Below are 26,622 nucleotides of genomic sequence, written 5' to 3'. Positions count from 1 at the left end.
TGCGCCCGGCGAGGCACGGGGCGACCACGAGCTGGCCTCGCGCCGGTACCGTGCACGCATGCGCTGGGAGTCGCTCTTCGCGGACATGGAGGCCCAGCTCGCCGCGGGCCGGCTCGCCGACGTCCGGGCGGACGTCGCCGAGCTCGCGCGCGCCGAGCGTGCCTCGGTCACCCTCGGGGCGCGGGCGCGGGCATCGGTGGGGCGTCCTGTGCGGGTGCTGGTCGGGAGCGCCGACGTGATCGAGGGTCAGCTGATCGATGCTGCACCGGAGTGGCTGCTGGTGGCCACGTCACCGGTGCGGCGCGCGCTGGTACCGCTGACCGCGGCCGCTGCGGTGGGCGGGCTCGCCGCGCACGCCGCCCCGGCAGCCGGGGCCGTGGAGTCCAGGCTCGGGCTCGGGCACGTGCTGCGCGCCCTGGCACGGGACCGGGCCGTCGTCCGGGTCCGTGCCGGCAGCGCCGACCTGACCGGGCGCATCGAGCGGGTCGGTGCGGACCACCTCGACCTCGCCGAGATCGGCGGCGCGCGCAGCGGGTGGTCCGTCGCGTTCGCGACGCTGCGAGCCGTCCAGACCGGCTGAGTACCGGTCAGTCCGTGCCGTCGTCGACCGTGCTGCCGTCGCTCGAGATGCGCGCGCGCGTCTGCTCGTACATGCGCTGGATGTACTTCTCCAGCTCGGTCGACTCGACGCGCCACTGCAGCCGACCGCCGATCTGGATGGCGGGCAGCTCGCCGGAGCGCACGAGCGCGTAGGCCTGCGGCGCCGAGATGTTCAGCACCTCGGTGACGTCCGCGAGGGTCAGGAACCGCGAAGACATGACCGCAGTGTGGCACGCGGTGGCGCCCGGACCGGGTTGTCCACAATGCTCCGTTCGCGCCGGTCCGCAGACGGCAGGATGGCCGTCGGCAGCGACGCACCACGAACCAGGGGAGCCGATGGACACGAGCGTGATGGACCTGCCCGCACCGGTGGCGGCGCGGTTGCGACGGCCCGGCTGGCGTGACCCGCGACTCCTGGCCGGCCTCGCGATGGTCGCCGCGTCGGTGCTGCTCGGCTCGTGGGCCGTGCGCACCGCCCAGGCCACGGTGCCCGTCTACGTGACGCGTGGCGCTCTGGTGCCGGGGGACCGCGTCGCGGCCGAGGACCTCGCCGTCGTCGACGTCCGCCTCGGCACGGTCGACCTGGACCACTACCTGCGTGCCGACCGCCCGGTCGCGACCGACGGCGTCGCGGTCCGTGCCGTCGGCCGCGGCGAGCTGGTGCCCGCGTCGGCCGTGGGCTCCTCGGACGAGCTCGATCTGCGGCCGGTCTCCGTCACTCTCGTGCGAGCCCCGTCGAGCGACGTGGTGCCCGGCGCGCTGGTGGACCTGTGGTTCACCCCGCCCGCCCCGGAGGACGACGCCGAACCGGCGGAGCCGAACCAGCTGGCCGGTGCCCTGACGGTCGCCGAGGTGAGCACGCCGTCCGGAGCCTTCGGCGCGTCGGGCGGCAGCTCGGTGCAGGTGCTGGTCCCCAGCTCGCTGCTGCCGGTGATCCTCACCGCGCTGGCGGCGGAGGGCACGGTCGACGTCGTGCCGGTCCTGGGCACGGGGGGCTGACGTGGCCGTCGGGGTGCTCTGCGCCGTCCAGGGGTCGGCCGAGGCGATCATCGTGCAGGCCGTCGAGCAGACGGGCGGACGGCTCAGCGTGACGAGGCGGTGCGCCGACCTCACGGAGCTGCTCGCGGCGGCCGAGGCGGGTCTCGGCCGGCTCGCCGTCGTCTCGGGTGACCTCGACCTGCTCGACCGCGAGGCGATCGAGCTGCTGCACCGGGCGGGCGTGCGGGTCGTCGGCATCGGCGATGCCACGCGCCCGTGGCTGGGGGAGCGCCTCGTGGCGCTCGGGGCGGACCTGGTGGCGGTCGCGCCGCACGACGAGGCGTCCGCGAGCGACGTGGTCCGGGAGGCGCTCGCGATCCTCGGGGCCGCACCGGAGGAGGTGGCCGAGCCGTCGTGGCCGGACGAGCACACCGTCCGGCGTCCGGCGCGCGGTCTCGTCGTGGCCGTCTGGGGTCCGACCGGCGCCCCCGGCCGGACGACGGTGGCGGTCAACGTCGCCGCGGAGCTCGCCGCCGGCGGTCGCCGGACGCTGCTGGTGGACGCCGACACGTACGGCGCGAGCGTCGCGCAGGTCGTCGGCATGCTCGACGAGGCGCCGGGGCTCGCGGCTGCGGCACGCGCTGCCGGGCAGGGGACGCTCGACCTGATGATGCTCGCGCGGCTCACGCCGACGATCGCGCCGGGCCTGCGGGTCCTGTCGGGCATCTCGCGCGCGGACCGCTGGCCGGAGCTGCCGTCCTCGTCGCTGGACGCCGTGTGGGCCGTGGCGCGGGGGATCGCGGAGTGGACGGTGATCGACTGCGGGTTCTGCCTGGAGCAGGACGAGGCCCTCAGCTACGACACCCGCGCACCGCGCCGGAACGCCGCCACGCTCAGTGCCCTGGAGGCCGCCGACGTCGTCCTCGTGGTGGGCGCAGGGGACCCGGTCGGCATCCAGCGCCTGGTCCGGGGCCTGGGTGAGCTGACCGACCTGGGGCTGGGCGGCACGCGGTTCGTGCTGGTCAACCGGGTGCGTGCCTCCGTCGCCGGACCGCACGCCGCGGACGCCGTCGGACAGGCGCTCGCGCGGTACGCAGGCGTCACGGACGCGCACCTGGTGCCGGACGACCGCCCGGCGCTCGACACGGCACTGCTCGAGGCGCAGACCCTGCGGGAGGCGGCACCGGGGTCGCCCGTGCGCAGGGCGTTGGCCGGGGTCGCCGCACGGGTCGACGCGCTGCTCGTCGCCGCCCCGACGGAGCAGCCTGTCGAGGAGCTCGCCGAGGAGCCCGCGCGCGCCTGAGCGGGCGGCGCCGCACCCCGACGAGTCCCGAGGCGGCACACTGACCTCGTGCGCATCTACCTCCCCGCCTCCCTGGACCAGCTCGAGCCCGCGTCCGGACCGCTGACGCCACGCCGTGCCCATGCGGTGACCCCGGCGCTGCGGGCGATGTTCCCCGACGAGGACGACGAAGGCCTGGAGTACGCCGCGCAGCTCGCAGCCGCCGACGACTCGCTCGCGCTGCTCGCCGACGCGCCGGAGGCGCCGCAGCTGCGGTGCGTGGTGTCGGTGGACGTCGCCGACGCCGCAGTCGCCGTGGTGTCGGGCGACGACGACGTGCCCAGCGCGGTCGAGCTGACCCGGGCGGTTCCGCAGTCCGACGTGATCTGCGCGCACGTCGACGAGCCCGGTGCGGCGGCCGACGTAACGCTGGCCGCCGCAGGGGACGAGGCGGCGGGGGAGCGTCTCGACGAGCGGGACCTGCTCTGGTACGACGCGTCGGAGCTGCCGGACGTCCCTCGCTGACACGTCCGCCGGCTCGGGCACCCGGGCGTGGGCTTCGTCACGTGGCGGGTGGCCAGTTGGACCCGGCCTCGGCGCTCGGGTAGTGTTCACCGCCGGTACGACGTCCGGATGCACGTTGGTCCGCCCCGCCAGGCGACCTCCGCGCTCCGGGCGTTATACCCCCATGGGGTATGGTGTAATTGGCAGCACGACTGATTCTGGTTCAGTTAGTCTAGGTTCGAGTCCTGGTACCCCAGCGGTTCCACCAGCAGCTTCATCAGCACGAGCGTGACCAGCACGAGCACCGCTGGCCGGATCTCCTCGGAGCATCGGGTAGAGTGTTCACTCGCAAGCGAGGCCCACGGGCCGAGCAGCGTATAGGCCCCCGTTGTGTAGCGGCCTAGCACGCCGCCCTCTCACGGCGGTAGCGCCGGTTCGAATCCGGTCGGGGGTACGTCGAGAAGGCCCGGTCACCACGGTGACCGGGCCTTTCGCGTTGCTGGGTGTCCCCGGCCGTGCGGCCACGGGACAGGGTCAGTGCTGGCCGGGCGGGCCGTGGGACGAGGTGGGCAGGAGGACGACGACGCCCCAGCCGATCACCGCCGCGATCGCCCCGACGAGGACGCCGGTGACCACCGCGTCGACGGCACTCCCGCCGCCGAGCAGGGCGAGGACTACGCCGAGGGCGAGCCCGATGCCGCCGGCGAGGATCGCGACGCGTCTGCGCAGGCGCCGCCGCGAGGCGGCGGCGCCGCGGACGGCCATCTCAGTCCGCCGTCCGTCGCAGGACCTCGGTCAGCCGGTTGGCCGCCGAGACGACGGCGGCGGCGTGCAGCCGGCCCGGCTGCCGGGAGAGCCGCTCGAGCGGCCCCGAGACCGACACGGCGGCGACGATCCGGCCCGACGGCCCGCGCACGGGGGCGGACACGGAGGCGACCCCGACCTCACGCTCGGAGACGGACTGCGCCCAGCCGCGGCGACGGACCCCGGACAGGATGGTCGCGGTGAACTTCGCGCCCTGCAGACCGCGGTGCAGGCGGTCCGGCTCCTCCCAGGCGAGCAGGATCTGGGCCGCGGAGCCCGCGTGCATGGTCAGGGTGGCACCGACGGGGATCGAGTCGCGCAGACCGATCGGGCGCTCGGCCGCGGCGACGCAGATGCGCTGGTCGCCCTGGCGGCGGTAGAGCTGGGCGCTCTCGCCGGTGTGGTCGCGCAGCGCCGCCAGCACGGGGCCGGCGGCGGCGAGCAGCCGGTCCTCGCCGGCTGCCGTCGAGAGCTCGGACAGGCGGGGACCCAGCACGAACCGGCCCTGCATGTCGCGCGCCACGAGACGGTGGTGCTCGAGCGCCACTGCCAGCCGGTGGGCCGTGGGTCGAGCAAGATGGGTGGCGGTGACGAGCTGCGCGAGCGTGGCCGGGCCTGCCTCGAGGGCGCTGAGAACGGACGCGGCCTTGTCCAGCACGCCGACTCCGCTAGAGTTGTCCATAGGTCGATATTGGCGTCTCGCAGGCTGAGATGCAAGTACGACGGCAGACGAGCCGGGAAAACCACACTCCCGGCCGACAGAACGAACGAGAGAACGGACCGAGAAGATGGCCGGCACGTTGGCAGAGAAGGTCTGGGACGCGCACGTCGTGCGACGGGGCACCGACGGGGCGCCCGACCTCCTCTACATCGACCTCCACCTGGTCCACGAGGTGACGAGCCCGCAGGCGTTCGAGGGCCTGCGTCTCGCGGGTCGCCCCGTGCGCCGCCCGGACCTCACCCTGGCGACCGAGGACCACAACACCCCGACGCTCGACATCGACCGGCCCATCGCCGACGAGACGAGCCGCACCCAGATCCAGACGCTGCGCAACAACGCCGCGGAGTTCGGCGTCCGCATCCACTCCCTGGGCGACGCGGACCAGGGGATCGTCCACCAGGTGGGACCGCAGCTCGGGCTCACCCAGCCCGGCCTGACGGTGGTCTGCGGTGACTCGCACACCTCCACGCACGGCGCGTTCGGTGCGCTGGCGTTCGGCATCGGCACCAGCGAGGTCGAGCACGTGCTGGCCACCCAGACGCTGCCGCTGGCGCCGTTCAAGACGATGGCGATCACCGTCGACGGCGAGCTGCCCCCGGGCGCGACGAGCAAGGACATCATCCTGGCGATCATCGCCAAGATCGGGACCGGCGGCGGTCAGGGCTACGTGCTCGAGTACCGCGGCGAGGCCATCCGCGCGCTGTCCATGGAAGCCCGCATGACGGTGTGCAACATGTCGATCGAGGCCGGCGCCCGGGCGGGCATGATCGCCCCCGACCAGACGACGTTCGACTACCTCAAGGGACGCCCGCACGCGCCGGAGGGCGCCGACTGGGACGCCGCCGTCGAGTACTGGAGCACGCTGCGGACCGACGACGACGCCGAGTTCGACGTCGAGGTGGTGCTCAAGGCGGAGGACCTCGAGCCGTTCGTCACGTGGGGCACCAACCCGGGCCAGGGCCTGCCGCTGTCGGGCTCCGTGCCGGTGCCCGAGGAGATCGCCGACGCCAACGAGCGCGTCGCCGCCGAGCGCGCCATCGAGTACATGGGCCTGACCCCGGGGCAGCCGCTGCGTGACATCAAGGTCGACACGGTCTTCATCGGCTCGTGCACCAACGGCCGCATCGAGGACCTGCGCTCGGTGGCCAAGGTCATCCGCGGCAAGCACAAGTCGGACGACGTGCGCGTGCTCGTGGTGCCCGCGTCGGCCCGCGTGCGGCTCCAGGCGGAGGCCGAGGGGCTCGACAAGATCTTCCTCGACTTCGGCGCGGAGTGGCGCAACGCCGGCTGCTCGATGTGTCTGGGCATGAACCCGGACCAGCTGGCGCCGGGGGAGCGCTCGGCGTCGACGTCGAACCGCAACTTCGAGGGCCGCCAGGGCAAGGGCGGGCGGACGCACCTCGTGTCGCCGCTGGTCGCCGCGGCGACCGCCATCCGCGGCACGCTGTCGTCGTACGCCGACCTCGGCACCGGTGCGCCCGCGCCGGACGGAAGCCCCCTCAACGACCTCCAGACGGTCTGACGGAAGAGAGCGAGAGAACGTCATGGAGAAGTTCAGCCAGCACACCGGCGTCGGGGTCCCGCTGCGTCGCAGCAACGTCGACACCGACCAGATCATCCCGGCCGTGTACCTCAAGCGGGTCACCCGCACCGGGTTCGAGGACGCGCTCTTCGCCGCCTGGCGCGGCGACCCGTCGTTCGTCCTCAACCAGGAGGCGTACGCCTCCGGCTCGGTGCTCGTCGCCGGTCCCGACTTCGGCACGGGCTCGTCGCGTGAGCACGCCGTCTGGGCGCTCAAGGACTACGGGTTCAAGGTCGTCATCTCGAACCGCTTCGCGGACATCTTCCGCGGCAACTCCGGCAAGCAGGGCCTGCTCGCCGCGCAGGCGGCGCAGGAGGACATCGAGCTGATCTGGAAGATCCTCGAGACGCGTCCGGGCACGGAGGTGACGGTCGACCTCGAGTCCAAGACGATCACCTGCGACGACGTCGTCGTCCCGTTCCAGGTGGACGACTACACGCGGTGGCGCCTGATGGAGGGCCTCGACGACATCGGGCTGACGCTCGAGCACGCCGACGAGATCTCCGCGTTCGAGGCCCGTCGCGAGCCGTGGCGCCCCGCCACCCTGCCGGCCAAGCACCTGCCGCCGGTCGAGATCGTCGCGGCACGACCGAGCGGCGTGCCCGTCGAGATCGGCCGCCGACCCTGACGCCGGTCCGGCGGGTCGCCGACGAAGCGACCCGCCGGGCCGCGGCAGTGACTAGCGTGTGCGCTGGGCCACGGTGCAGTGCGCGCCGGCCGAGGGAGGACCACCATGCCGGGCAAGTCTCAGATCGCTGACCGGATCGCCGCCCGAGGCGCGTCGCGTGCCGCTGCGGTCGCGGCCGTCGACGCCGTGCTCGACGAGATCACGAGCGCTCTCGCCGCCGGCGAGCGGGTGACCCTCACGGGGTTCGGGACGTTCGAGGCGGCGGGCCGTGCGGCGCGCACGGGCCGCAACCCTCGCACCGGCGAGGCCCTGGAGGTGGCGGCGACGACGGTCGCCCGGTTCCACCCCGGAGCCACGCTGCGTGCACGGGTCGCCGCCGGTCCGGGCGGAGAGCTCGGGGCCGTCGCGGACCTCGCGTCGCTGCAGGGGCTGAGCGCGCCCGTCCAGACCGAGGCCGAGCCGGCACCCGCCCGCCCGGCGCAGAAGGTCGCACGGACGGCCACGCCGAAGCCGGGCGCCAAGGAGACGGTCAAGGCGGGGCCGAAGGCCAAGGCCAAGGCGAAGGCCAAGAAGGCCGACGTCAAGAAGCGTGCCGACGCGACGAAGAAGGCCGACGCCAAGAAGCGAGCCGCCGCGAAGAAGGCGGACACCAAGGCCACGAAGAAGTCCGGCAAGGGGCGCACCAAGAAGAAGTGACGGTCCGCCCCACCATGTGAAGGATCCGCACCAGCACCGGCGTGCCGTGGGCGTGCGGTCAGGAGCACGCCTGCGCGTGGGAGACGATGGTTCGATGACCGATCTGCTGTACGTCAACGGTGGCAACCCGCTCTCGGGGGAGATCACCGTCCGCGGTGCCAAGAACTTCGTCTCCAAGGCGATGGTCGCGGCGCTGCTCGGCGAGACGCCGAGCGTCCTGCGCAACGTCCCGCAGATCCGCGACGTCGCCGTCGTCACCGGGCTGCTGGAGCTCCACGGCGTCACGGTCGACGCCGACACCGAGGCGGGCGTCCTGCACCTCGACCCCACGGACGTCGAGTCGGCGCACGTCGCGGACATCGACACCCACGCGGGGTCGAGCCGCATCCCGATCCTGTTCTGCGGCCCGCTGCTGCACCGGCTCGGTGAGGCGTTCATCCCGGACCTGGGCGGCTGCCGGATCGGCGACCGGCCGATCAACTACCACCTCGACATCCTGCGGCAGTTCGGCGCGGTCGTGGACAAGACGGACAACGGCATCCACATCCGCGCTCCCCGGCGCCTGCAGGGCACCAAGATCGCGCTGCCGTACCCGAGCGTCGGCGCCACCGAGCAGCTGCTGCTCACGGCCGTCCGGGCGGAGGGCGTCACGGAGCTGGCCAACGCGGCGATCGAGCCCGAGATCCTGGACCTCATCAACGTGCTCCAGAAGATGGGCGCCATCATCTCGGTCGACACGGACCGCGTGATCCGGATCGAGGGCGTCGACCGTCTCGTCGGGTTCCAGCACACGGCGCTGTCCGACCGGATCGAGGCGGCGTCCTGGGCGTCGGCCGCGCTGGCCACCGGCGGCGACATCTACGTCCGCGGCGCGACGCAGCCGGAGATGACGACGTTCCTCAACACGTTCCGCAAGGTCGGCGGCGAGTTCGCCATCGACGACGCGGGCATCCGGTTCTTCCACCCCGGCGGCGACCTGCGCTCGATCACCCTCGAGACGGACGTGCACCCGGGGTTCATGACGGACTGGCAGCAGCCGCTCGTCGTCGCCCTCACGCAGGCCAAGGGCCTGTCCATCGTCCACGAGACGGTCTACGAGAACCGGTTCGGGTTCACCGAGGCCCTCGTCGGCATGGGCGCGACCATCCAGGTCTACAAGGAGTGCCTCGGTGGGCGGCCCTGCCGGTTCGGGCAGCGCAACTTCTACCACTCGGCCGTGATCTCGGGCCCGACGCCGCTCGCGGCCGCCGACATCGAGGTGCCGGACCTGCGCGGCGGCTTCAGCCACCTCATCGCGGCGCTGACCGCCAAGGGGACATCGTCGGTGCGGGGCATCAGCCTCATCGACCGCGGGTACGAGCGGTTCACGGCGAAGCTCGAGGCGCTCGGCGCCGAGTTCAGCCGGGACTGACAGGTAGCATCGGCTCCCGTGCATCCGCCGGTCAGATCCAATCGCGCCTACCGCAACGTCGCCCGCATCGTGCGGCCTCTCCTGCGCGCGATGACGCGTCACGACTGGAGCGGGACCGAGAACTTCCCCCGTGAGGGCGGGTTCATCGTCGCGTCGAACCACATGACGAACATCGACCCGCTGACGTTCGCGCACTTCCTGTGGGACAACGGGGTCGCCCCGAAGATCCTGGCGAAGGCGCCGCTGTTCAAGGTGCCGGTGCTGGCGGGCGTGCTGCGCGCCACCGGCCAGATCCCCGTGTACCGGAACACCGCGTCGGCGGGGGAGTCCCTGACGGCGGCGGTCACCGCGATCGGCGACGGTGACGTGGTGGCGGTGTTCCCCGAGGGCACGCTCACGCGGGACCCGGAGCTGTGGCCGATGGTCGGCAAGACGGGCATCGCGCGCCTCGCCCTCACAACCCAGGCGCCGGTCATCCCCGTCGCCCAGTGGGGCCCGCAGAACCTGCTGGCGCGCTACGGCAAGCTGCTCAAGCCGTTCCCCCGCAAGCTGGTCACCGTCGTCGCCGGCCCGCCGGTGGTGCTGGACGACCTGTACGGCCGCCCGCAGGACACCGCGACGCTGCGGGAGGCCACGGAGCGCGTCATGGACGCGATCACGGCCCTGCTCGCCCAGGTGCGCGACGAGCAGCCGCCCGCGGTCCGCTACGACATGCGCAAGCCGCTCGCGCAGGGCGAGAAGAGGGTCGGCGGCGACCACGCGACCCACCCCGAGCTGCCGTGACGGCGGACCAGGTCACGCACGACCGGCCGCACACCCCTGGTGCCCCGCGACTGCGGGCCGCCGTGCTCGGCGCCGGTGCCTGGGGCACCACGTTCGCGGCGGTGATGGCGGACGCCGGGTGCGACGTGACGGTCTGGGGACGCGACGAGGCGGTCTGCCGCCAGATCGCCGACGAGCACCGCAACGAGGCGTACCTGCCCGGCGTTCAGCTGCCCGCACGCGTCACGGCCTCGCCCGACGCCCGGGCCGTCCTGGCCGGCGCGGACGTGGTCGCGGTGGCCATCCCGTCGCAGAGCGCGCGCGCCACGATGACGCCGCTCGCGGACGCCGTCGCGAGCCACGCCGTGGCGGTCTCGCTGATGAAGGGCGTCGAGCTGTCCACCGACCGCCGGATGAGCGAGGTCGTGGCCGAGTCGCTCGGCATCCCGGCGGACCGGATCGCGGTCGTCTCCGGCCCGAACCTGGCGCTGGAGATCGCGCACCGCCAGCCGACGGCGACGGTCGTGGCCTCGACGAGCGAGGCGACCGCCCAGCTGGTCGCGCGCGCGTGCGCGTCGGCCTACTTCCGCCCGTACACCAACGACGACGTGGTCGGCGTGGAGCTGTGCGGGGCCGTGAAGAACGTCATCGCGCTCGCGGTCGGCATCTCCCAGGGCCGCGGCCTGGGCTACAACACGATGGCCACCGTCATCACGCGGGGCCTCGTCGAGATCACCCGGCTCGGGCTGGCCCTCGGTGCGGACGCGGACACGTTCCCCGGCCTCGCGGGCCTCGGTGACCTGATGGCGACGTGCGCGTCTCCCGACTCGCGCAACCACACGCTCGGCGGCCACATCGGCCGCGGGATGACCCTCGACGAGGCGATCGCGGCCACCGGGGGTACCGCGGAGGGCGTGAAGTCGAGCCGGTCGGTCCTCGAGCTGGCCACGACCCTCGGCGTCGAGATGCCCATCACGTCGGCCGTCGTGAAGGTGCTCCACGAGGGGCTGCCCGTCGACCAGCTGGCCGCGCTGCTGCTCGCCCGCCCGCACAAGGCCGAAGGCGCCTAGAGCGCGTCCAGGGCCTGCGCGAGGTCCTTCCAGAGGTCCTCGACCTCCTCGATCCCGACCGACATCCGCAGCAGGTCCTCGGGCACGGTGAGCGACTCGGTGGCGAAGCGGCGGCGACGCTCCAGCGTCGACTCCACCCCGCCCAGGCTCGTGGCGGGCACCCACAGCCGCAGGGCAGCGACGACCGCGTCGGCCGCCTCGGGCCCACCGTGCGGGCGCAGCCCGATGATCGCTCCGAAGCCGCGCATGAGCCGCGCGGCTCGCTCGTGGCCCGGGTCGGAGGGCAGGCTCGGGTGCCGGACCTCCGCCACGGAGGGGTGCTCGCTGAGCCGACGGGCCAGCTCGGCGGCGTTGGCCTGGGCGCGTTCGACCCGCAGCGCCAGCGTGCGCAGCCCACGCAGGGCGAGCCACACCTCGAACGGCCCCGCGATCGACCCGTGCAGCGTGCGGTACGCGTGCAGCCGCGCGTGCAGGTCGGGATCGTCGGCCAGCGCCGCACCGAGCACGACGTCGGTGTGGCCGGCGAGGTACTTGGTCACGGAGTGCACGACGACGTCCGCCCCGTGGTCGAACGGGCGCTGGACCAGCGGCGTCGCGAACGTGTTGTCGACGCCGACCAGCGCGCCGACCGCATGGGCCGCCTCGACCAGCGCCGGGAGGTCGGCGACCTCGAGCATGGGGTTGGTCGGGGTCTCGACCCAGAGCAGCGACGCGGTGCGCGGCTCGGTCAGGGCCGCGACCACCGCGGCGGTGTCGTCGATGTCGACCACGGTCACGTGGACGCCGAGCCGCTCCTGCAGGTCACGCGCGAACCCGAGCGTCACCTGGTAGGCGTGCCGCGGGAGGACCAGCCGCCCGCCGGGGGGCACCAGCGAGAGCGCCGCCGCGATGGCCGCCATGCCGGAGCCGAACACGAGGGCGGGGTGCGTCGAGCCCTCGAGCGTGCCGAGGGCCTCCTCGAACGGGTGCCACGTGGCGGCGTCGATGCGGCCGTAGAGCGGCTCGCCGGCTGTCGGCACGCCCTGGGAGACGAAGGTCGACGAGAGCTCGACCGGCGGGTTCACCGGCGCTCCCTGGACGCGCTCGGGTCGGCCGGCGGCGACGACGAGCGTCGCGGGGGAGAGGTCGTCGGTGTGGTCGGAGGTCACGCGCCGCACGTTACCTCCAGGCCGAGCCGAGGACGGCCCGGACGGGCCGCGCTGCCAGGTAGGGTCGGGCGCGATGGACGCCACCTCCGAGCCCTCGGGCCACGACCAGACCTCCGCACCGACGCCCGGGAACGGCTCGCGCCCCCGCGTGATGGTCCTGTTCGGCGGGCGTTCCGGCGAGCACGCGATCAGCTGCGCGACCGCGGGTGGCGTGCTGCGCGCCATCGACCGCGACCGCTACGACGTCCTCGCCGTCGGGATCACGCCCGCGGGCCGCTGGGTGCTCGCCGACGACGACCCCGAGCGCTGGGCGATCGCCGACGGGCACCTCCCGCAGGTGGAGGACACCGCTGCCCACGTGCTGCTGCCGCAGGCGGTCGACGACCGCGACGTGCAGGTGCTCGAGGCGGGGCAGCTGCCCCGTGTCCTGGGTGAGGTCGACGTGGTCTTCCCGCTGCTGCACGGCCCGTTCGGCGAGGACGGCACGCTGCAGGGCCTGCTCGAGCTCGCCGACGTGCGCTACGTGGGCGCCGGGGTGCTCGCCTCGGCCGTCGGCATGGACAAGCACATGATGAAGCTCGTCCTCGCGGGCCACGGCCTGCCGGTCGGCCCGTTCCGCGTGGTGCTGCCGGGCGAGCTCGACCGTGACCCCGAGGGCGTCACGGCACGGGTCGCCGAGCTCGGGCTGCCGGTGTTCGTCAAGCCCGCGCGTGCCGGTTCCAGCCTGGGCATCTCCCGCGTCACGGACCTGGCGGACCTGCCCGGTGCCATCGCCGCGGCGCAGGTGCACGACCCGAAGGTCATCGTCGAGGCCGCGATCGTCGGGCGCGAGATCGAGTGCGGCGTGCTCGGTGGCCACGACGGCGACCGGGCGCGGGCGTCGCTGCCGGGCGAGATCGTGGTGACCGACCCGCGGCACACCTTCTACGACTTCGAGGCCAAGTACCTCGACGAGGCGGGCGTGACGCTGGCGTGCCCGGCCGAGCTGCCCGACGGGATCGTCGAGGCCGTGCAGGACGTGGCGGTGCGGACGTTCGAGGCCGTCGGGTGCGAGGGGCTGGCCCGCGTGGACGTCTTCGTGACTCCGGAGGGTGACGTCGTCGTCAACGAGATCAACACCATGCCGGGGTTCACGCCGTACTCGATGTACCCCCGGCTGTGGGAGGCGTCCGGCGTCGGGTACGCCGCGCTGGTCGACGAGCTCCTGCGGCTCGCACTGGCGCGTCCCACCGGGCTGCGCTGACTGTGGGCCGATCCGAGCCGCGCAGGTTACGCTTCCGTAGGTCGTGATGGATCGGACGACGAGGTCACCCCGGTGGCCGTCAGCCGCCCCCAGCACGACCGGGTCGTCCTCGAGGCGTCCCACCGCACCCCGGGCCGGGAGTGCGCCGCCTGGCCGACACGCAGTGACGGCTCTCCGCAGATCGGTTGTGACCGTCATGGGTGTTCCCCACGCCGCCTCACGGCGTCGCCAGCTCGTCGACACCACTCCCGGCCGCCTCGCGTGAGCGCCGCTGTCTCGCCGCCCCCTGCCGCTGCGGCTCGGGTCGGGAAGAACGCGAACGCCCAGGACTACACGGCGCTCGCGGCGTACGTCCGTGAGTCGGGCCTGCTCAAGCGCCGCTACGGGTACTACTGGACCCGGCTGATCGCCGCCGTCCTGGCGTTCGCGGGCATCTGGGTCGGCGTGGTGCTCGTCGGCAACTCGTGGTGGCAGCTCGCCCTCGCCGCCGGGCTCGCGGTCGTGCTCACGCAGATCGCCTTCCTCGGCCACGACAGCGCGCACCGGCAGATCTTCAACTCCGGTCCCTGGAACGACTGGACCTCGCGGATCCTGGCCGGGGCGTTCGCCGGCCTCAGCCACACCTGGTGGCGCAACAAGCACAACCGGCACCACGCCTCGCCCAACCAGCAGGGGACGGACCCCGACATCGCGCCCGGGGTGGTCGTCTGGACGGCCGACGTCCTGGACACCCGTACCGGGCTCAAGGGCTGGTTCGGCCGCAACCAGGGCTGGTTCTTCTTCCCCCTCCTCATGCTCGAGGGCCTGAGCCTGCACATCTCGAGCGTCCGCCTGCTGCTGGCCAAGGGGACCGTGCCGCACCGCTGGGTCGAGGCGCCGATCGTCATCACCCGGCTGGCCCTCTACGTCGGGGTGCTCTTCTACCTGCTCCCGCCGAGCAAGGCCTTCGCGTTCATCGGGGTGCAGATGGCCCTGTTCGGCGTCATGCTCGGCGGCTCGTTCGCGCCGAACCACAAGGGCATGCCGATCATCCCGGCGGGGATGAAGGTCGACTTCCTGCGTCGCCAGGTCATCACGTCGCGGAACATCAAGGGCGGGGTGGCCGTCGACTTCGTGATGGGCGGCCTGAACTACCAGGTCGAGCACCACCTCTTCCCGAGCATGCCGCGGCCGAACCTGAAGAAGGTGCAGCCCGTCGTGCGGGACTACTGCGAGCAGCTCGGCGTGAAGTACACCGAGGTGGGGTTCTTCCGGTCGTACAAGATCATCGTGGCGTACCTCAACCGCGTCGGTCTGGCCGACCGGGCGGCGTTCGACTGCCCCGTGGCCGCCCAGTACGGGCGCTGAGCGCTCACACGCAGGAGCGGACCTGCTCGGTCAGCGCGACCCCGGCGCCCAGCTGGTCCACGAACGCCGTGGAGCGCTCCGACGCGACCTCCGTCGGCACGTGCAGCTCGACAGCCGGCTCGCGTCCGTACGTGGTGAAGGTCCAGCCGTCGTCGCCCTCGACGATGACCCAGTCGATGCTCGCGCCGCCCGGGGTCTCGACGGTCTGGCAGCGTTCCGTCGTCGGACCGAGGGGCTCGACGCCGCACCGCAGGACCACGGGTGCCGCCGGGTCGCCCCACGCGGTGGATGCCTGGGCGGTCGTGTCCCGCTGCGGCAGCCCGTCGCCGAGGGAGTCGGGCATCGCCAGGACGACGCTCGCGCACACCGGGTCGGTCGCGTCCGGGGCCACGTCGACGGGCACGGTGACCGCACAGCCGCTGAGGGCCACCACGCCGGCGACGGGGGCGATCAGGAGCAGTCGTCGGCGGATCCGGGGCACCCGGTCACCGTAACCCGTGGCCCGGCCCGAACCTCTACCGTGTCCGGGTGACCGCCGACACCCCCGCCTCGTCCGACGGGCCTCTCGTCGCCGAGCTGTCCGAGGACGCTCTGCTCGCCCGCATCTTCCCGCTCCTGCCGGTGGGTGCCGGCACGCACGTGCCGCCCGGCGACGACGCCGCGGTCGTCGCCGCGCCGGACGGCCGGTTCGTGGTCACGACGGACGTGCTGGTCGAGGACCGGCACTTCCGCCGGGCCTGGTCCTCGGGCGAGGACGTGGGCCGCCGTGCCGCGGTGCAGAACCTGGCCGACGTCGCCGCGATGGGCGCGCGGCCCACCAGTCTGGTCGTCGCGCTGGTCGTCCCCGCCGACCTTCCGGTGTCCTGGGTGGAGGGCCTGGCGCGTGGGCTGGCCGCCGAGTGCGCCCAGCTGCAGGTGGGCGTCGTCGGTGGGGACCTGTCCGGCGGGCCGGTCGTCGTCGTCTCCGTCACCGCGCACGGCGACCTCGCGGGGCGCGCGCCGGTCCTGCGCTCCGGCGCCCGGCCCGGGGACGTCGTGGCGCACGCCGGGGTGGCCGGCCGGTCGGCGGCGGGGCTGGCTTTGCTGGAGGCTGGCCGGCGCGAGCTGGACACGGTCCTCGTCGACGCACATCTGCGGCCCGTCTCGCCGTTGGACGCCGGACCGGCCGCCGCCGATGCGGGCGCCACCGCGATGCTGGACGTGTCCGACGGGCTGCTGCGCGACGCGGGCCGGATCGCGCGCGCGAGCGGGGTGCGGATCGACCTGGACGCCGACGCGTTCACCGTGGACCGCGACCGGCTGCGGTCCGTCGCGGACGAGCTCGGCGCCGTGGCGGAGCGCTGGGTGCTGGACGGCGGCGAGGACCACGGCCTGCTGGCGACGTTCCCTGCGGGCTCCACGCTGCCGGTGCCGTTCCGGGCCGTCGGTCGGGTGGGGGAGGGCGCGGGCGTCACGGTCGACGGCGTGGCCGCACCGGCGCGGTCCGGGTGGGACCACTTCGGCGGGTGAGGCTCAGTTCCGGCGGTACCGGACCTCGAGGAGGCTGGCGCCACCGATGTCGTCGTACCGGTCGATGCCGTCCGCCTGGAAGCCGTGCCGACGGTAGAAGTGCCGTGCCCGCTCGTTGTCCGCGAGGACCCACAGCGTCACGGTCGTCTTGTCGCCGACGTCCGCGATCACCGTGCGCATGAGGTCGCGCGCGACGCCGTGGCCCCAGGTGCCCGGGTCGAGGTAGATGGAGAAGATCTCCCGGTCGCCGCGGCGCGCGTCCTCGTCGCGGCTGGGCCCGACGGTGATGAAGCCGACCACCCGGTCACCCGACAGGGCTACCCAGGTGTGGATGTCCTCGCCAGGCCCTTCGCGCAGGTACCTGCGCCACTGAGCGGTGCGTTCGTCCGCGTCCAGGGAGGCGAGGTACACGTCCGGCACGATGCCCGCGTACGCCTCCTGCCAGGACCGCACGTGCACCCGAGCGATTCCTGCGGCGTCCCCCTCGGTGGCGATCCGGATCGTCACCTCGTCCAGCTGCTCGACCATGGACGTCACCCTGCCACACGGACCGGACATGACGAAGGCCCACGAGGCGACAACCTCGTGGGCCCTCGATGCGTCGGGTCGACGTCAGACGGCGCGCTGCACCTTGCCGGCCTTGAGGCACGACGTGCACACGTTGAGACGCTTGGGCGTCCCCGCGACGACGGCACGGACGCGCTGGATGTTCGGGTTCCAGCGCCGCTTCGTGCGCACGTGCGAGTGCGAGATGCTGTGCCCGAAGCTCGGGCCCTTGGCGCAGACGTCGCAGTTGGCAGCCACGGTCTTCTCCTGTTGCTCTTTTGCGGATCATGAGCCGCGTGTGCGGCGAAGTCATGGGTCGGGGCGCACGAGCGACACCGTCTCCGTACCGTTTCCGGACAAGGATTCGGGGGCCGCCACCGGGCACCACCAGTGCCCAGCATGGCCGGGCAACCGGTCAAGACTAGCCCATCGGGCACGTCGGCCCAAATGTGGGTGGGATGAGGCAGGGTGGTGCCTCCTCCCGGCGCTGTGGTGACGGCGGGTGAGGACGCGGGACGAGACGGCGGAGGTGCGGTGGACCTGCTGGAGGCAGCGGCGGTGCGCGCCTGGGCGACGGCGGCGCGGACGGCGCTCGAGTCGGCCGCGGACCGGATCGACGCGGTCAACGTGTTCCCCGTCGCCGACTCCGACACGGGCACCAACGTCCTGCTGACGGTGGTGGGGGGAGCGGACGCGGTTACCCTGCTGGCGGCGGACGCCGACGCGACGCACGTGGCGAGCGCGTTCGGGCGAGGGGCCCTGCTGGCCGCGCGGGGCAACTCGGGCGTCATCGTCAGCCAGTACCTGACGGGCTTCGCGCGTGCGCTGCCCCCGCGCGCGGGTGCTGGCGAGGTCGCTCGTGCGCTGTCCGCGGCGGCCAGGGCGGCCCGCGAGGCGACGGTCGAGCCGCAGGAGGGCACGGTCCTCACGCTGGCCGACGTCGTCTCCACCGCGGCGTGGACCGCGCTCGACGCCGGCGCCGACCTGCCGACGATGCTCGCGGAGGCGGTCGCGGAGGGTCTGCGTGCCCTCGGGCGGATCAGTGCCGTGCACCCGGTGCTGCGGGCCGCCCACGTGCTGGACGCGGGGGCGTGCGCGCTGCTCGTCGTCCTGGACGCGCTCGCCCGCGCGGTGGGCGACGAGCGGCCGGTGGTCGTCCCGCTCGACTGGCTGCCCACGGCCGGCGCCGACCACCGGTCCGCTGAGCCGACCGGGGGCGCGTACGAGGTCATGCTGCTGGTCAGCGACGAGGGTGACGCAGGCGACGGCGCGGTCGTGGACACGGGGGCCGAGCTCCGGCGACGCATGAGCGGGCTGGGCGACTCGGTGGCGGTCGTCGGCGGGGATGGCTGGTGGCACGTGCACGTGCACACCGACGAGCCGGCCGCCGCGATCGCCGCGGCCGCCCTGGGCCGGCGCGAGCAGGTCCTCGTCCGGCTCCTGGCCGGCGCGCACGCGGGAGGGTCGGCCCTGGACCACCGCGCGGACGGCCGGGAGCGCTGGGGCGTGGTCGTGTGCACCGCCGCGGCGGACCTGGCTGCCTGGTACGCCGCCTCGGGAGCGGTCGTGCTGGTCCGCTGCCCGGAGGCGCCGGTCCGGTCGGAGCACCTCGAGCGGGCCGTCACGGACACGGGCGCGGCGCACGTGGTGCTGCTGCCGGGCACCGGTGCCGAGGTGTCGTCGGTGCCGGTGGCCGGGGTGGTGGTCGAGGTGCTCCCGGCGGTCGACGAGGTCCGCTCCGTCGTCGGCGCGCTGGCCCTCGCCGGCGAGGGGCCGACCGCTCAGGGCTGCTCGACGGCGCAGGCCGCCCTGGCCCGCCTCGGCGTGCACGCCGTCGAGGTCGCCGACGCGAGCGCGCTGACGGCGGCCGTCGACGCCCTCGTGGGGAACCCGCGGGAGGTCCCGGCCGAGAGCCTCACCGTGCTCGCGCGCGACGCCTCGGACGACGAGCTCCTCGACGTCCTCGTGGCCCACCTGGCGCAGCACCATCCCGGCGTGGAGGCGACCATGGTCGGACCGACGGGGCACGGCCCGGCCCTCGTCCTCGGGCTGGACTGACCGTGGCGGACAAGGGCCTGACGTACCACGACAGCGTGGCCACGAACGTGGACCCGCTCGACGAGCGGGTGCCCGGCAAGCCTGCCGAGCTGAAGAAGTTCGCGGCGCTCGGCATCGAGACCGTCGGTGACCTGCTCGCCCACTACCCGTGGCGGTACGCCGACTCGCGCGAGGTCACCGACATCGCGAGCCTCGCGGTGGGGCGCAACGTCTCGCTCGTGGCCCAGGTGCGCAGCGCCGAGGTCCGGCTGGCGCAGAAGACCGGCAAGCCGCGCGTCGAGGCGAAGGTCACCGACGGCGCGCGCACGCTCGACCTGGTGATCTTCATGCCCCACCGCGGCGCTGCCGACTTCCACGTCAAGCGTCTGGTGCCGGGATCGCTGGGGCTGTTCTCGGGGCAGATCAACATCTTCAACGGTCGCCTGCAGCTGGCGAACCCCACGTACGCGATCTTCGGGCACGAGGTCGACGAGGCGGTCGCGCTCGAGGAGGCCGAGTGGCCCATCCCGATCTACCCCGCGACCGCCGGGCTCGAGTCGGACAAGATCCGCGCGGCGGTCCGCGCGGCGCTCGACCGGCTGACGGAGCAGGACGTGCCGGACCCGGTGCCGGGTCCCGTGCGTGCGGAGCGCAAGCTCGCGTCCCGCTGGAGCGCCCTGCGTGGCGTGCACGTGCCGCAGACCGAGGAGGACTGGCGCAAGGGGCAGGCGCGGCTGCGGTACGAGGAGGCGTTCGTCCTGCAGGCCGAGCTGGCCCGCCGGCGAGCCCGGGCGCAGCGCGAGGAGTCGACCGCGCGGCCGGCCCGCGCCGGTGGGCTGCTGGAGGCCTTCGACGCGCGGCTGCCGTTCGTCCTCACCGAGGGGCAGGTCGCCGCGGGCGAGCAGATCGCCGCCGACCTCGAGCGGGCGCACCCGATGCAGCGGCTGCTCCAGGGCGAGGTCGGCTCGGGCAAGACCGTGGTGGCGCTGCGGGCGATGCTGCAGGTGGTCGACGCGGGCGGCCAGGCGGCGCTGCTGGCCCCGACGTCGGTGCTCGCGGCGCAGCACGTCCGCACGCTGCGCGCGCTGCTGGGGGACCTCGCCGAGGGCGGTCTGCTGGGTGGCTCCGAGATCGGTACCCGCGTCGCGCTGCTCACCGGGGCGCAGAGCACGGCCGAGCGGCGCAGCAACCTGCTGGAGGCGGCGAGCGGTCAGGCCGGGATCGTCGTCGGCACGCACGCGCTGCTGTCCGATCCCGTGCAGTTCGCGGACCTCGGGCTCGTCGTCGTCGACGAGCAGCACAAGTTCGGCGTCGAGCAGCGGGGGCGCCTGCAGGCCAAGGCCGCGAACGCCCCGCACCTGCTGGTGACCACCGCGACCCCGATCCCGCGCACGGTGGCCATGACGGTGTTCGGGGAGCTCGAGATCTCGGAGCTGCGGCACGTGCCGGCGGGCCGCAGCGGCATCACCACCCACGTGGTGCCCGCCGACAACCGGGCGTGGATGGACCGGACGTGGAGCCGCGTCCGCGAGGAGGTCGAGGGTGGCGGCCGCGCGTTCGTCGTGTGCGCGCGGATCGACCCCGACGAGGACGACGACGGCACGGACGGTGCCGAGGTGTTCGACGACGAGCCGGTCACCGTCGGGGAGGCCCAGGCGGCGGCCCAGCGCGCACCGAAGCGGCCGCTGCGTGCGGTCCTCGAGGTCGTCGAGACGCTGCGGGAGGACCCGAGACTGGGCGGGGTGGCCGTGGGTCTGCTGCACGGGCGCATGACGAGCGAGGAGAAGGACCGGGCGATCGCGGACTTCGCGTCCGGCCGCACCCCCGTGCTCGTGTCGACGACGGTCATCGAGGTCGGTGTCGACGTCCCCGCCGCCACCGCCATGGTGATCCTCGACGCCCAGGTGTTCGGGCTCTCGCAGCTCCACCAGCTGCGCGGCCGGGTCGGGCGGGGAAGCGCCCCGGGTCTGTGCCTGCTCGTCGCGGACGCCCCCGAGGGCACGGTCGCCGCGCAACGACTGGGTGCGCTCGCGGCGACGACCGACGGGTTCGAGCTGGCGCGCGTCGACCTCGAGCTGCGCAAGGAGGGCGACGTGCTGGGCTCCGCGCAGTCCGGGAAGCGCGGCGCGCTGCGGTTCCTACGCATCGTCAGCGACGGCGCGGTCATCGACCGGGCGCGCGACGACGCCCGCGCGCTGGTCGAGGCGGACCCCGAGCTGGCCGCGTGGCCGGCCCTGCGCGCGGCGATCGACCTGCAGCTGGCGGACGGGCGCGAGGAGTTCCTGGGCCAGAGCTGAGGCTGCAGCCGGGTGCGTCGGGGGAGCGACGACCTCGCATACCCTGACGCACGTGCCCAAGAAGCCCGTCATCCGCGCCCAGGACCTGATCGTCGGCTACGGCGGGGCGCCCGTGTGCGCACCCGTGACCTTCACGCTCGCCTCTGGCAAGGTCCTCGCGCTGGTCGGCGCCAACGGCTCCGGCAAGTCGACGGTCCTGCGGGCCGTCATCGGGCTGCTCGAGCCGGCGGGCGGGACGCTGCGCGTGTTCGACAACCCGGTCGACGAGCGGGACGTCGCCTTCCGCACGAAGGTGGCCAGCGTCCTCGACGACGACGCGTACTTCCCGGCCCTGACGGTCTCCGAGCACCTGTACCTCACCGCTCGCGGGCACGGCGTGCACGGTGCGCAGGAGGTCGTCGCCGGGCTGCTCGCCGAGTTCGGGCTGACCGACCACGCGCGCTCGCTGCCGGTCGCGCTCTCGTCGGGTCAGCGGCGCCGGCTCCTGCTCGCCGCGGGCTTCGTCCGGCCGCGCTCCCTGCTGGTCCTCGACGAGCCCGAGCAGCGGCTCGACCGCGCGATGCGGGACCGGCTCGCCGCGCGCATCGTCGCCGAGAAGGCCGCGGGCGGCTCCGTGCTCCTGGCCACGCACGACCCCGACCTCCTGCGAGCCGTCGCCGACCGGGCCGTGCACGTCGCGGACGACGTCACCCGCCTGCTGCCCACGGACCAGGCGGCCGACCTGATCTCGCGGGAGAACCCGTGACCGCGACCCACCACGACGACGAGCCCGAGGTCCAGCCGTTCGAGCTGGGGGCGGTGCCGTCGGCGAAGAGCATCCGCCGCTTCACGTCCCAGGCGGCCAACTCCCGCGGCGGCGCCAGCATCGGCTCGCTCCTGGGAGGCGTCTACTACGCGGTCATCAGCATCGCGATCAGCATCGGCATCGCGCTCGGCGCCGCGCAGGCGATGCGCGCGTCCCTGCCGCCGACGCCCGACGTCGAGGCACCCCTGACCCTGAGCCTGGCGACCCTCGTCGTGGTCATCGTCGTGGCGCTCGCCGGCGCTCTCCTGTCGCTCGCGGGTCGGCTCGGGCCGGTGGGCGCCGGGGGAGCGGAGGCGGCCTGGTGGCTCGCGCTGCCGGTCGACCGTCGCGGGCTCCTGCGCCCGGCGGCACGTCGGCTGCCGCTGCTGGCCGGTTTCGTCGGCGCCGTCCTCGTCGCCCTCCTGGACGCCGGGCTGCTCGCCGACCCGGGCCTGCGCGTGGCGCGGGTGGCGGCGACCGCGGCGCTGGTCGCCGCCGGGATCGTCCTGCTCGCGGGCGTGGGCCAGTCGGCCGGGGTGTCGCGGCGCTCGCTCGCGCTCGCCGGTGACGTCCTGCTCTTCCTCGCGCCGGTCGCCGCCGTGGTGCTCGCGCGGGTCGGCTGGTCCGTCGACGAGCTGCCGAGCGCGCCGTGGTGGTTCGTGGTCGGGCTCGTGCCCGTGATCGTCCTGCTCGCGGTGGTCGTCGACCGGCGGCTCGGCCGGATCCCGTCCCGGACCCTGCGGGAAAGCGGCTCGGTGGCCACGCAGGCGGTCGGTGCGGTCGTGTCGATGGACTCCCGCGAGCTCGGTCGCGCGCTGACGGACGGGGCGGCTGCACCGGTGCGGCGGTGGATCTCGCCCCTGCTCACGGCGCGCGGTCCGGTGTCCGCCCTCATCACGGCGGACCTGGTGGTGCTGCGCCGCTCCGCGCGGCACGTGGTCCAGCTCGTCGTCGCGGCGCTGGTGCCCGTCCTGGTGAGCACCGTGCCGCAGCTCGCCAGCCCGATCGGTGTTCTCTTCGCCCTGCTGATCGCGGGCTCCGTCGCCATGAGCGCCACGGGGGAGGGGGCACGGCGCGCCGAGATGGCGCCCATCCTGGACCGGCTGCTGCCGCTGGACGCCAAGACGGTCCGGCGGCTGCGCATGGTCGTGCCCGCGGCGGCGATGCTGCTGTGGTCCGTCGTCGCGTTCGCCGCCGTCGGCCGGTGGGCGTCCGACGTGCCGGGGTGGATCGCGCTCGGCGTCGCGTCGACCCCCGTGTGGGCGGCAGCCGCCGTGCGCGGGTCCTACCGACCGGCGCCCGACTGGGGCGGTGCCCTGGTGTCCACGCCGATGGGCGCCCTGCCCACCGGTGTCGCGACCGTGCTCGCGCGGGGTCCGGACCTCGTCATCCTGTGCCTGCTGCCGGTGTGGATCGCGGTGCTGCTGCGGACCGTGAACGCACCCCTGCTCTACGCGCAGCTCGTCCTGTCGGTCATCGCGGTGGCCATCGCCTCGTCCATCCGGACGCGCTCGCTCATGGAGACCCTCATGGACGCGCAGGAGCAGCAGGGGGCGGGAGCCCGCCGGTGACCCGGATCGTGGCGGGGACGGTCGGCGGGCGCACGCTCGCCGTGCCGCGCGCCGGGACCCGGCCGACGAGCGAACGCGTCCGCGAGGCGCTGTTCTCGCGCCTGGAGCACCTCGACGTGGTCGAGGGAGCAAGGGTTCTGGACCTGTACGCGGGTTCCGGGGCGCTCGGGATCGAGGCCGCGAGCCGGGGGGCCGCGCACGTGACGCTGGTCGAGTCGGCGCGCGACGCGGCCGACGTCTGCCGCCGCAACGTCGCCGCGCTCGAGCTGGCGGCCACGGTGCAGGTGGTCGCCGAGAGGGCCGAGCGGTTCGCGGCGCGGCCGACGGTCACACCCTGGGACCTCGTGCTGGCCGACCCGCCCTACGACCTCCCGGAGACCGACCTGGCGGAGGTCCTGCAGGGCGTCGAGGCGGCCCTGACGCCCCACGCGGTCGTCGTCGTCGAGCGGGCAGCACGCACCCCCGAGCCGACGTGGCCGACCGGGCTCGTGCGGTTCGACCGGCGCGCCTACGGGGACACGGTCATGTGGTTCGCGGAGCTCGCCGCAGCCTGAGCCCGGTGCAGCACGACGAGCACCGGACCGTCCGGGCCGAGGGGCACCGCACCCGCGTCGACGTACCCCAGCCGGCGGTAGAACGGCAGGTTGCGCGGGTCTGTCGTGCCCAGGTAGGTACCGAGGCCGTCGGCGTCGGCGGCACCGATCCCCGCCTCGGCGAGCGAGCGCCCGATCGCCCGGCCCTGCAGGTCGGGGTCGACCGCGAGGTAGTTGAGGTACGCAGCCGGGCTGCCGGGTGCGAGCGGGGCCGCGGAGCCGAGCGCGGACAGGATCCCGTCGGCCCGCGCACGGCCCACGAGCGCGGCGAGCACCCCGGCGGGCGTGGGCAGCGACTCCGGCGGGGTGGCGGCGCCCGGCAGCCGCCAGGCCGCCACGCCCACGACGCGGCCTGCGACCCGGGCGACGTGCACCCGACCCACGGCCAGGTAGCGGTCGACGGACGGCCCGAGCCAGGCGGCGCAGGCGTCCTGGCGCGTGCCGTCGTCCGGGAGCGCCCACACCATCAGGGGGTTCGTCCGGTACGCGCGGGCCAGCACCGTGCGGATCGCGGGGGAGTCGGCGGCGGACGCGTGGTCCAGGACGACGTCGGAGGCCATGCCCGAGGGTAGGACGGCCGCGTCCGGGTGGTCGGGCCGGGCCGCTGGCCTACCCTGGCGAGGTGACCACTGCCGTCTGCCCCGGGTCGTTCGACCCCCTCACGCTCGGGCACGTGGATGTCGTCCGGCGAGCGAGCACGATGTTCGACGAGGTCGTCGTCGGGGTCGCCCGCAACTCGTCCAAGGCGTCGCTGCTGTCCGTCGAGCAGCGGGTCGCGCTCGCGCGTGCGGCGCTCGCGGACGTGGACGGTGTCCGGGTGGAGGCCGTCGACGGGCTGCTCGCCGACTTCGTCCGTACGGTGGGGGCGGTCGCGGTGGTGAAGGGCCTGCGCGGCGGCGCCGACTTCGACGCCGAGCTGCCGATGGCGCTGATGAACCGGCACCTGTCGGGTGTCGAGACCGTGTTCGTCGTCGGGGACCATGCGCTCGCGCACATCGCGTCGTCGCTGGTCAAGGACGTGGCCCGCTACGGCGGCCCGATCGACGACCTGGTGCCGGCGGGAGTCGCGGAGGCGGTGCGGGCGGCACTACGAGGAGGGGACGCAGGATGACCGACGAGGACCCGACCACGAGGCCCGAGGGCCTCACCGGCGTGCTGGACGCCATCGCGTCCGCGGTCGCGAACGCCCGGGCGATGCCGATGTCGTCGTCGGTGCTGGTGAACCGCGCCGAGCTGCTGGACCTGGTGGACCAGGCCCGTGACGTCCTGCCCAGCCAGCTCTCGCGCGCCGACGAGGTGCTGGCCGACGCGGACACCGCCCGCTCGGCCGCGCAGGCGGACGCCGATGCGCTGCTCGCCCAGGCGCGGGCCCAGGCGGCCGCCCTCGTCGACCGGGAGGCCGTGGTCGTGGCGGCGCAGGAGCGCGCCGCGGCGCTGGTCGCGGAGGCCGAGCAGGTGGCCGAGGGGCTCCGGCGGGACGCGGACGACTACTGCGACCGCCGGCTGGCGGACTTCGAGATCGACCTGGGCAAGGTCCTGAGCCAGGTCCAGGCGGGCCGGGCGAAGCTGGCCGGGCGGCTCGGGGGCGACGAGTCGTGAGACCTCCGCCACTCCCGAACGATTTGGGTGGCCCCTGACCTGTGCCGTAGAGTTATCCGTTGGTTCTGCCGCTCATGGCGGGACCGAGATCAACGAGGGGACTTCTGGCCGTGTCGCGCCCTGTTCGCCTCGATCCCCGTTCGCCGCTCGTGCTCGATACTCACGAGCTCGGCCGACGTCCGGGATCGACGAGGACCGTGCAGCGCACCGTGGCCGCCCCGGAGGATCTCGGTACCGACGTGATCGGCATCCCCACCGGGACCGACGTCGAGCTGGATCTTCGGCTCGAGGCGGTCATGGAGGGGGTCCTGGTCACCGGATCCGTCCGTGGTCGGGCGATCGGGGAGTGCGTGCGCTGCCTGGGTGAGGTCGTCGAGGATGTCGACGTCCCGCTCACGGAGCTCTACGTCTACCCCGAGCGTGCGGCCGTCGCGGTGGAGGACGGCGACGAGGAAGAAGACGTGCGTGAGCTCGGGGACGACGACCTGGTCGATCTCGAACCCGCGTTGCGGGACACGGTCGTGCCGGCTCTGCCGTTCCAGCCGCTGTGCCGTCCCGACTGCCCCGGTCTGTGCTCCGAGTGTGGCGCGCGGCTGGCGGACGACCCTGACCACTCGCATGAGACGCTTGACCCCCGCTGGTCCGCCCTGAGCGGCCTGCTGGGTTCGAACGACGAGACGAAAGAGAGCTAGCCGTGGCTGTTCCGAAGCGCAAGATGTCGCGCAGCAACACCCGTGCGCGTCGGTCGCAGTGGAAGACCACTGCCACGACGCTCCACACCTGCCCGCAGTGCAAGGCGAACAAGATGCCGCACACGGCGTGCCCGTCGTGCGGTACCTACAAGGACCGCGCCTACGCCGAGGCCGTGCGGACCGAGTTCGAGGTTCGCTGAGGGTTCGCTCGTCCGCCG

The 26,622-nt window shown here is 73.9% G+C and carries 30 protein-coding genes and 2 tRNA genes; 24 read left to right on the top strand and 8 right to left on the bottom strand.

Annotated elements, in window-relative coordinates; genetic code table 11:
- Positions 1-58: 58 nt before the first annotated feature.
- Positions 59-580 (top strand): hypothetical protein, encoded by a 522-nt coding sequence (locus CXY01_RS10615; RefSeq protein WP_146927398.1) that lies wholly within the window; start codon positions 59-61, stop codon positions 578-580.
- A gap of 7 nt (positions 581-587) precedes the next feature.
- Here the strand turns inward: CXY01_RS10615 and CXY01_RS10610 are convergent, their stop codons facing one another.
- Positions 588-818, bottom strand: a complete 231-nt coding sequence (locus CXY01_RS10610) for a helix-turn-helix domain-containing protein (protein WP_146927397.1) — start codon at positions 816-818, stop codon at positions 588-590.
- A gap of 118 nt (positions 819-936) precedes the next feature.
- Between CXY01_RS10610 and CXY01_RS10605 the strand changes: the two genes are divergently transcribed.
- The 5 genes from CXY01_RS10605 (at position 937) to CXY01_RS10585 (ending at position 3,818) form a co-directional block, all read left to right on the top strand.
- Positions 937-1,599 carry a CpaB family protein gene (locus tag CXY01_RS10605; RefSeq protein WP_146927396.1) on the top strand — a complete coding sequence of 221 codons (663 nt, stop codon included), beginning with the start codon at positions 937-939 and terminating at the stop codon, positions 1,597-1,599.
- Position 1,600: 1 nt separating this feature from the next.
- A complete protein-coding gene (locus CXY01_RS10600; RefSeq protein WP_146927395.1) occupies positions 1,601-2,881 on the top strand; it encodes a CpaE/TadZ family protein in 1,281 nt (426 codons plus the stop codon).
- 48 nt (positions 2,882-2,929) lie between these two features.
- On the top strand, positions 2,930-3,385 hold the full coding sequence (locus CXY01_RS10595) for a DUF6912 family protein (RefSeq protein ID WP_146927394.1): 456 nt from the start codon (positions 2,930-2,932) through the stop codon (positions 3,383-3,385).
- Positions 3,386-3,549: 164 nt separating this feature from the next.
- Positions 3,550-3,621: transfer RNA gene (locus CXY01_RS10590), tRNA-Gln, on the top strand.
- A 124-nt stretch (positions 3,622-3,745) separates the two neighbouring features.
- Positions 3,746-3,818: transfer RNA gene (locus CXY01_RS10585), tRNA-Glu, on the top strand.
- Positions 3,819-3,898: 80 nt separating this feature from the next.
- On the opposite strand, the gene CXY01_RS10580 is transcribed toward CXY01_RS10585, so the two are convergent.
- Both CXY01_RS10580 and CXY01_RS10575 read right to left on the bottom strand, forming a co-directional pair.
- Entirely contained in the window at positions 3,899-4,129 is a 231-nt protein-coding gene (locus CXY01_RS10580; protein WP_146927393.1) for a hypothetical protein, read from the bottom strand.
- 1 nt (position 4,130) lies between these two features.
- Positions 4,131-4,850 carry an IclR family transcriptional regulator gene (locus tag CXY01_RS10575; protein ID WP_146927392.1) on the bottom strand — a complete coding sequence of 240 codons (720 nt, stop codon included), beginning with the start codon at positions 4,848-4,850 and terminating at the stop codon, positions 4,131-4,133.
- A 106-nt stretch (positions 4,851-4,956) separates the two neighbouring features.
- On the opposite strand from CXY01_RS10575, the gene leuC reads away from it, so the two are divergent.
- The 6 genes from leuC to CXY01_RS10545 all read left to right on the top strand — a co-directional run bounded on the left by leuC (position 4,957) and on the right by CXY01_RS10545 (position 11,038).
- The gene (gene leuC / locus CXY01_RS10570; protein ID WP_146927391.1) at positions 4,957-6,411 is read left to right on the top strand and encodes a 3-isopropylmalate dehydratase large subunit; all 1,455 of its coding nucleotides are present in this window, start codon (positions 4,957-4,959) and stop codon (positions 6,409-6,411) included.
- Positions 6,412-6,433: 22 nt separating this feature from the next.
- Entirely contained in the window at positions 6,434-7,099 is a 666-nt protein-coding gene (gene leuD, locus CXY01_RS10565; RefSeq protein ID WP_146927390.1) for a 3-isopropylmalate dehydratase small subunit, read from the top strand.
- 105 nt (positions 7,100-7,204) lie between these two features.
- The gene (locus CXY01_RS10560; protein ID WP_146927389.1) at positions 7,205-7,795 is read left to right on the top strand and encodes an HU family DNA-binding protein; all 591 of its coding nucleotides are present in this window, start codon (positions 7,205-7,207) and stop codon (positions 7,793-7,795) included.
- A gap of 94 nt (positions 7,796-7,889) precedes the next feature.
- The gene (murA, locus tag CXY01_RS10555; RefSeq protein ID WP_146927388.1) at positions 7,890-9,206 is read left to right on the top strand and encodes a UDP-N-acetylglucosamine 1-carboxyvinyltransferase; all 1,317 of its coding nucleotides are present in this window, start codon (positions 7,890-7,892) and stop codon (positions 9,204-9,206) included.
- Positions 9,207-9,224: 18 nt separating this feature from the next.
- Complete coding sequence (locus tag CXY01_RS10550) at positions 9,225-9,989, top strand: lysophospholipid acyltransferase family protein (protein WP_146927387.1); 765 nt, start codon at positions 9,225-9,227, stop codon at positions 9,987-9,989.
- Positions 9,986-11,038: an NAD(P)H-dependent glycerol-3-phosphate dehydrogenase gene (locus CXY01_RS10545; RefSeq protein WP_371862766.1), complete on the top strand. Its 1,053-nt coding sequence runs from the start codon at positions 9,986-9,988 to the stop codon at positions 11,036-11,038. The genes CXY01_RS10550 and CXY01_RS10545 overlap by 4 nt, the downstream gene beginning before the upstream one ends.
- Here CXY01_RS10545 and CXY01_RS10540 read toward each other — a convergent pair.
- On the bottom strand, positions 11,035-12,186 hold the full coding sequence (locus tag CXY01_RS10540) for a trans-sulfuration enzyme family protein (RefSeq protein WP_146927386.1): 1,152 nt from the start codon (positions 12,184-12,186) through the stop codon (positions 11,035-11,037). The two genes, CXY01_RS10545 and CXY01_RS10540, sit on opposite strands and share 4 nt — an antisense overlap.
- A 73-nt stretch (positions 12,187-12,259) precedes the next feature.
- Between CXY01_RS10540 and CXY01_RS10535 the strand changes: the two genes are divergently transcribed.
- Positions 12,260-13,429: a D-alanine--D-alanine ligase family protein gene (locus CXY01_RS10535; RefSeq protein WP_281285308.1), complete on the top strand. Its 1,170-nt coding sequence runs from the start codon at positions 12,260-12,262 to the stop codon at positions 13,427-13,429.
- 261 nt (positions 13,430-13,690) lie between these two features.
- On the top strand, positions 13,691-14,776 hold the full coding sequence (locus CXY01_RS10530; protein WP_146927385.1) for a fatty acid desaturase family protein: 1,086 nt from the start codon (positions 13,691-13,693) through the stop codon (positions 14,774-14,776).
- A gap of 4 nt (positions 14,777-14,780) precedes the next feature.
- Here the strand turns inward: CXY01_RS10530 and CXY01_RS10525 are convergent, their stop codons facing one another.
- The gene (locus CXY01_RS10525; protein WP_307724394.1) at positions 14,781-15,257 is read right to left on the bottom strand and encodes a DUF3515 family protein; all 477 of its coding nucleotides are present in this window, start codon (positions 15,255-15,257) and stop codon (positions 14,781-14,783) included.
- A 47-nt stretch (positions 15,258-15,304) separates the two neighbouring features.
- Here CXY01_RS10525 and CXY01_RS10520 point away from each other — a divergent pair, with 47 nt between their 5' ends.
- Positions 15,305-16,285 carry a thiamine-phosphate kinase gene (locus CXY01_RS10520; protein ID WP_146927384.1) on the top strand — a complete coding sequence of 327 codons (981 nt, stop codon included), beginning with the start codon at positions 15,305-15,307 and terminating at the stop codon, positions 16,283-16,285.
- 3 nt (positions 16,286-16,288) lie between these two features.
- Here CXY01_RS10520 and CXY01_RS10515 read toward each other — a convergent pair whose 3' ends face one another.
- Both CXY01_RS10515 and rpmB read right to left on the bottom strand, forming a co-directional pair.
- Positions 16,289-16,813, bottom strand: a complete 525-nt coding sequence (locus CXY01_RS10515) for a GNAT family N-acetyltransferase (RefSeq protein WP_146927383.1) — start codon at positions 16,811-16,813, stop codon at positions 16,289-16,291.
- 84 nt (positions 16,814-16,897) lie between these two features.
- The gene (gene rpmB / locus CXY01_RS10510) at positions 16,898-17,089 is read right to left on the bottom strand and encodes a 50S ribosomal protein L28 (RefSeq protein ID WP_029289091.1); all 192 of its coding nucleotides are present in this window, start codon (positions 17,087-17,089) and stop codon (positions 16,898-16,900) included.
- A gap of 276 nt (positions 17,090-17,365) precedes the next feature.
- On the opposite strand from rpmB, the gene CXY01_RS10505 reads away from it, so the two are divergent.
- The 5 genes from CXY01_RS10505 to rsmD are packed head-to-tail and all read left to right on the top strand — an operon-like array spanning position 17,366 to position 24,074.
- Positions 17,366-18,889, top strand: coding sequence for a DAK2 domain-containing protein (locus tag CXY01_RS10505; RefSeq protein WP_186813370.1), 1,524 nt, complete (start codon positions 17,366-17,368; stop codon positions 18,887-18,889).
- Positions 18,890-18,924: 35 nt separating this feature from the next.
- Entirely contained in the window at positions 18,925-21,165 is a 2,241-nt protein-coding gene (locus tag CXY01_RS10500; protein ID WP_146927381.1) for an ATP-dependent DNA helicase RecG, read from the top strand.
- 52 nt (positions 21,166-21,217) lie between these two features.
- Positions 21,218-21,910 carry an ABC transporter ATP-binding protein gene (locus CXY01_RS10495; RefSeq protein ID WP_146927380.1) on the top strand — a complete coding sequence of 231 codons (693 nt, stop codon included), beginning with the start codon at positions 21,218-21,220 and terminating at the stop codon, positions 21,908-21,910.
- A complete protein-coding gene (locus CXY01_RS10490) occupies positions 21,907-23,520 on the top strand; it encodes a DUF6297 family protein (RefSeq protein ID WP_146927379.1) in 1,614 nt (537 codons plus the stop codon). Before CXY01_RS10495 ends, CXY01_RS10490 begins: the two co-directional genes overlap by 4 nt.
- On the top strand, positions 23,517-24,074 hold the full coding sequence (gene rsmD / locus CXY01_RS10485; RefSeq protein ID WP_146927378.1) for a 16S rRNA (guanine(966)-N(2))-methyltransferase RsmD: 558 nt from the start codon (positions 23,517-23,519) through the stop codon (positions 24,072-24,074). The genes CXY01_RS10490 and rsmD overlap by 4 nt, the downstream gene beginning before the upstream one ends.
- On the opposite strand, the gene CXY01_RS10480 is transcribed toward rsmD, so the two are convergent.
- Complete coding sequence (locus CXY01_RS10480) at positions 24,029-24,673, bottom strand: GNAT family N-acetyltransferase (RefSeq protein ID WP_146927377.1); 645 nt, start codon at positions 24,671-24,673, stop codon at positions 24,029-24,031. The genes rsmD and CXY01_RS10480 overlap by 46 nt on opposite strands.
- A gap of 62 nt (positions 24,674-24,735) precedes the next feature.
- Between CXY01_RS10480 and coaD the strand changes: the two genes are divergently transcribed.
- The 4 genes from coaD (at position 24,736) to rpmF (ending at position 26,604) form a co-directional block, all read left to right on the top strand.
- Positions 24,736-25,224: a pantetheine-phosphate adenylyltransferase gene (coaD, locus tag CXY01_RS10475; RefSeq protein ID WP_146927376.1), complete on the top strand. Its 489-nt coding sequence runs from the start codon at positions 24,736-24,738 to the stop codon at positions 25,222-25,224.
- Entirely contained in the window at positions 25,221-25,712 is a 492-nt protein-coding gene (locus CXY01_RS10470) for a hypothetical protein (protein WP_146927375.1), read from the top strand. The genes coaD and CXY01_RS10470 overlap by 4 nt, the downstream gene beginning before the upstream one ends.
- A 110-nt stretch (positions 25,713-25,822) precedes the next feature.
- Entirely contained in the window at positions 25,823-26,404 is a 582-nt protein-coding gene (locus CXY01_RS10465; protein ID WP_146927374.1) for a YceD family protein, read from the top strand.
- A 2-nt stretch (positions 26,405-26,406) separates the two neighbouring features.
- Positions 26,407-26,604, top strand: a complete 198-nt coding sequence (rpmF, locus tag CXY01_RS10460; RefSeq protein WP_055913037.1) for a 50S ribosomal protein L32 — start codon at positions 26,407-26,409, stop codon at positions 26,602-26,604.
- Positions 26,605-26,622: the final 18 nt, after the last annotated feature.

This window comes from Cellulomonas xylanilytica, from assembly GCF_007989805.1.
GTDB classification, from domain to species: domain Bacteria; phylum Actinomycetota; class Actinomycetes; order Actinomycetales; family Cellulomonadaceae; genus Cellulomonas; species Cellulomonas xylanilytica.
The sequence above is the reverse complement of the archived record's forward strand: the minus strand, read 5'-3'. Positions and strand labels throughout refer to the sequence as shown.

Bases quoted from the DNA above. Each gene is read 5' to 3' on its own strand.
- leuC (WP_146927391.1), top strand. From the start codon at position 4,957: ATGGCCGGCACGTTGGCAGAGAAGGTCTGGGACGCGCACGTCGTGCGA.
- CXY01_RS10575 (WP_146927392.1), bottom strand. From the start codon at position 4,850: ATGGACAACTCTAGCGGAGTCGGCGTGCTGGACAAGGCCGCGTCCGTT.
- CXY01_RS10605 (WP_146927396.1), top strand. From the start codon at position 937: ATGGACACGAGCGTGATGGACCTGCCCGCACCGGTGGCGGCGCGGTTG.
- CXY01_RS10535 (WP_281285308.1), top strand. From the start codon at position 12,260: ATGGACGCCACCTCCGAGCCCTCGGGCCACGACCAGACCTCCGCACCG.
- leuD (WP_146927390.1), top strand. From the start codon at position 6,434: ATGGAGAAGTTCAGCCAGCACACCGGCGTCGGGGTCCCGCTGCGTCGC.
- CXY01_RS10560 (WP_146927389.1), top strand. From the start codon at position 7,205: ATGCCGGGCAAGTCTCAGATCGCTGACCGGATCGCCGCCCGAGGCGCG.
- CXY01_RS10480 (WP_146927377.1), bottom strand. From the start codon at position 24,673: ATGGCCTCCGACGTCGTCCTGGACCACGCGTCCGCCGCCGACTCCCCC.
- CXY01_RS10615 (WP_146927398.1), top strand. From the start codon at position 59: ATGCGCTGGGAGTCGCTCTTCGCGGACATGGAGGCCCAGCTCGCCGCG.
- CXY01_RS10470 (WP_146927375.1), top strand. From the start codon at position 25,221: ATGACCGACGAGGACCCGACCACGAGGCCCGAGGGCCTCACCGGCGTG.
- CXY01_RS10580 (WP_146927393.1), bottom strand. From the start codon at position 4,129: ATGGCCGTCCGCGGCGCCGCCGCCTCGCGGCGGCGCCTGCGCAGACGC.
- CXY01_RS10515 (WP_146927383.1), bottom strand. From the start codon at position 16,813: ATGGTCGAGCAGCTGGACGAGGTGACGATCCGGATCGCCACCGAGGGG.
- murA (WP_146927388.1), top strand. From the start codon at position 7,890: ATGACCGATCTGCTGTACGTCAACGGTGGCAACCCGCTCTCGGGGGAG.
- CXY01_RS10610 (WP_146927397.1), bottom strand. From the start codon at position 818: ATGTCTTCGCGGTTCCTGACCCTCGCGGACGTCACCGAGGTGCTGAAC.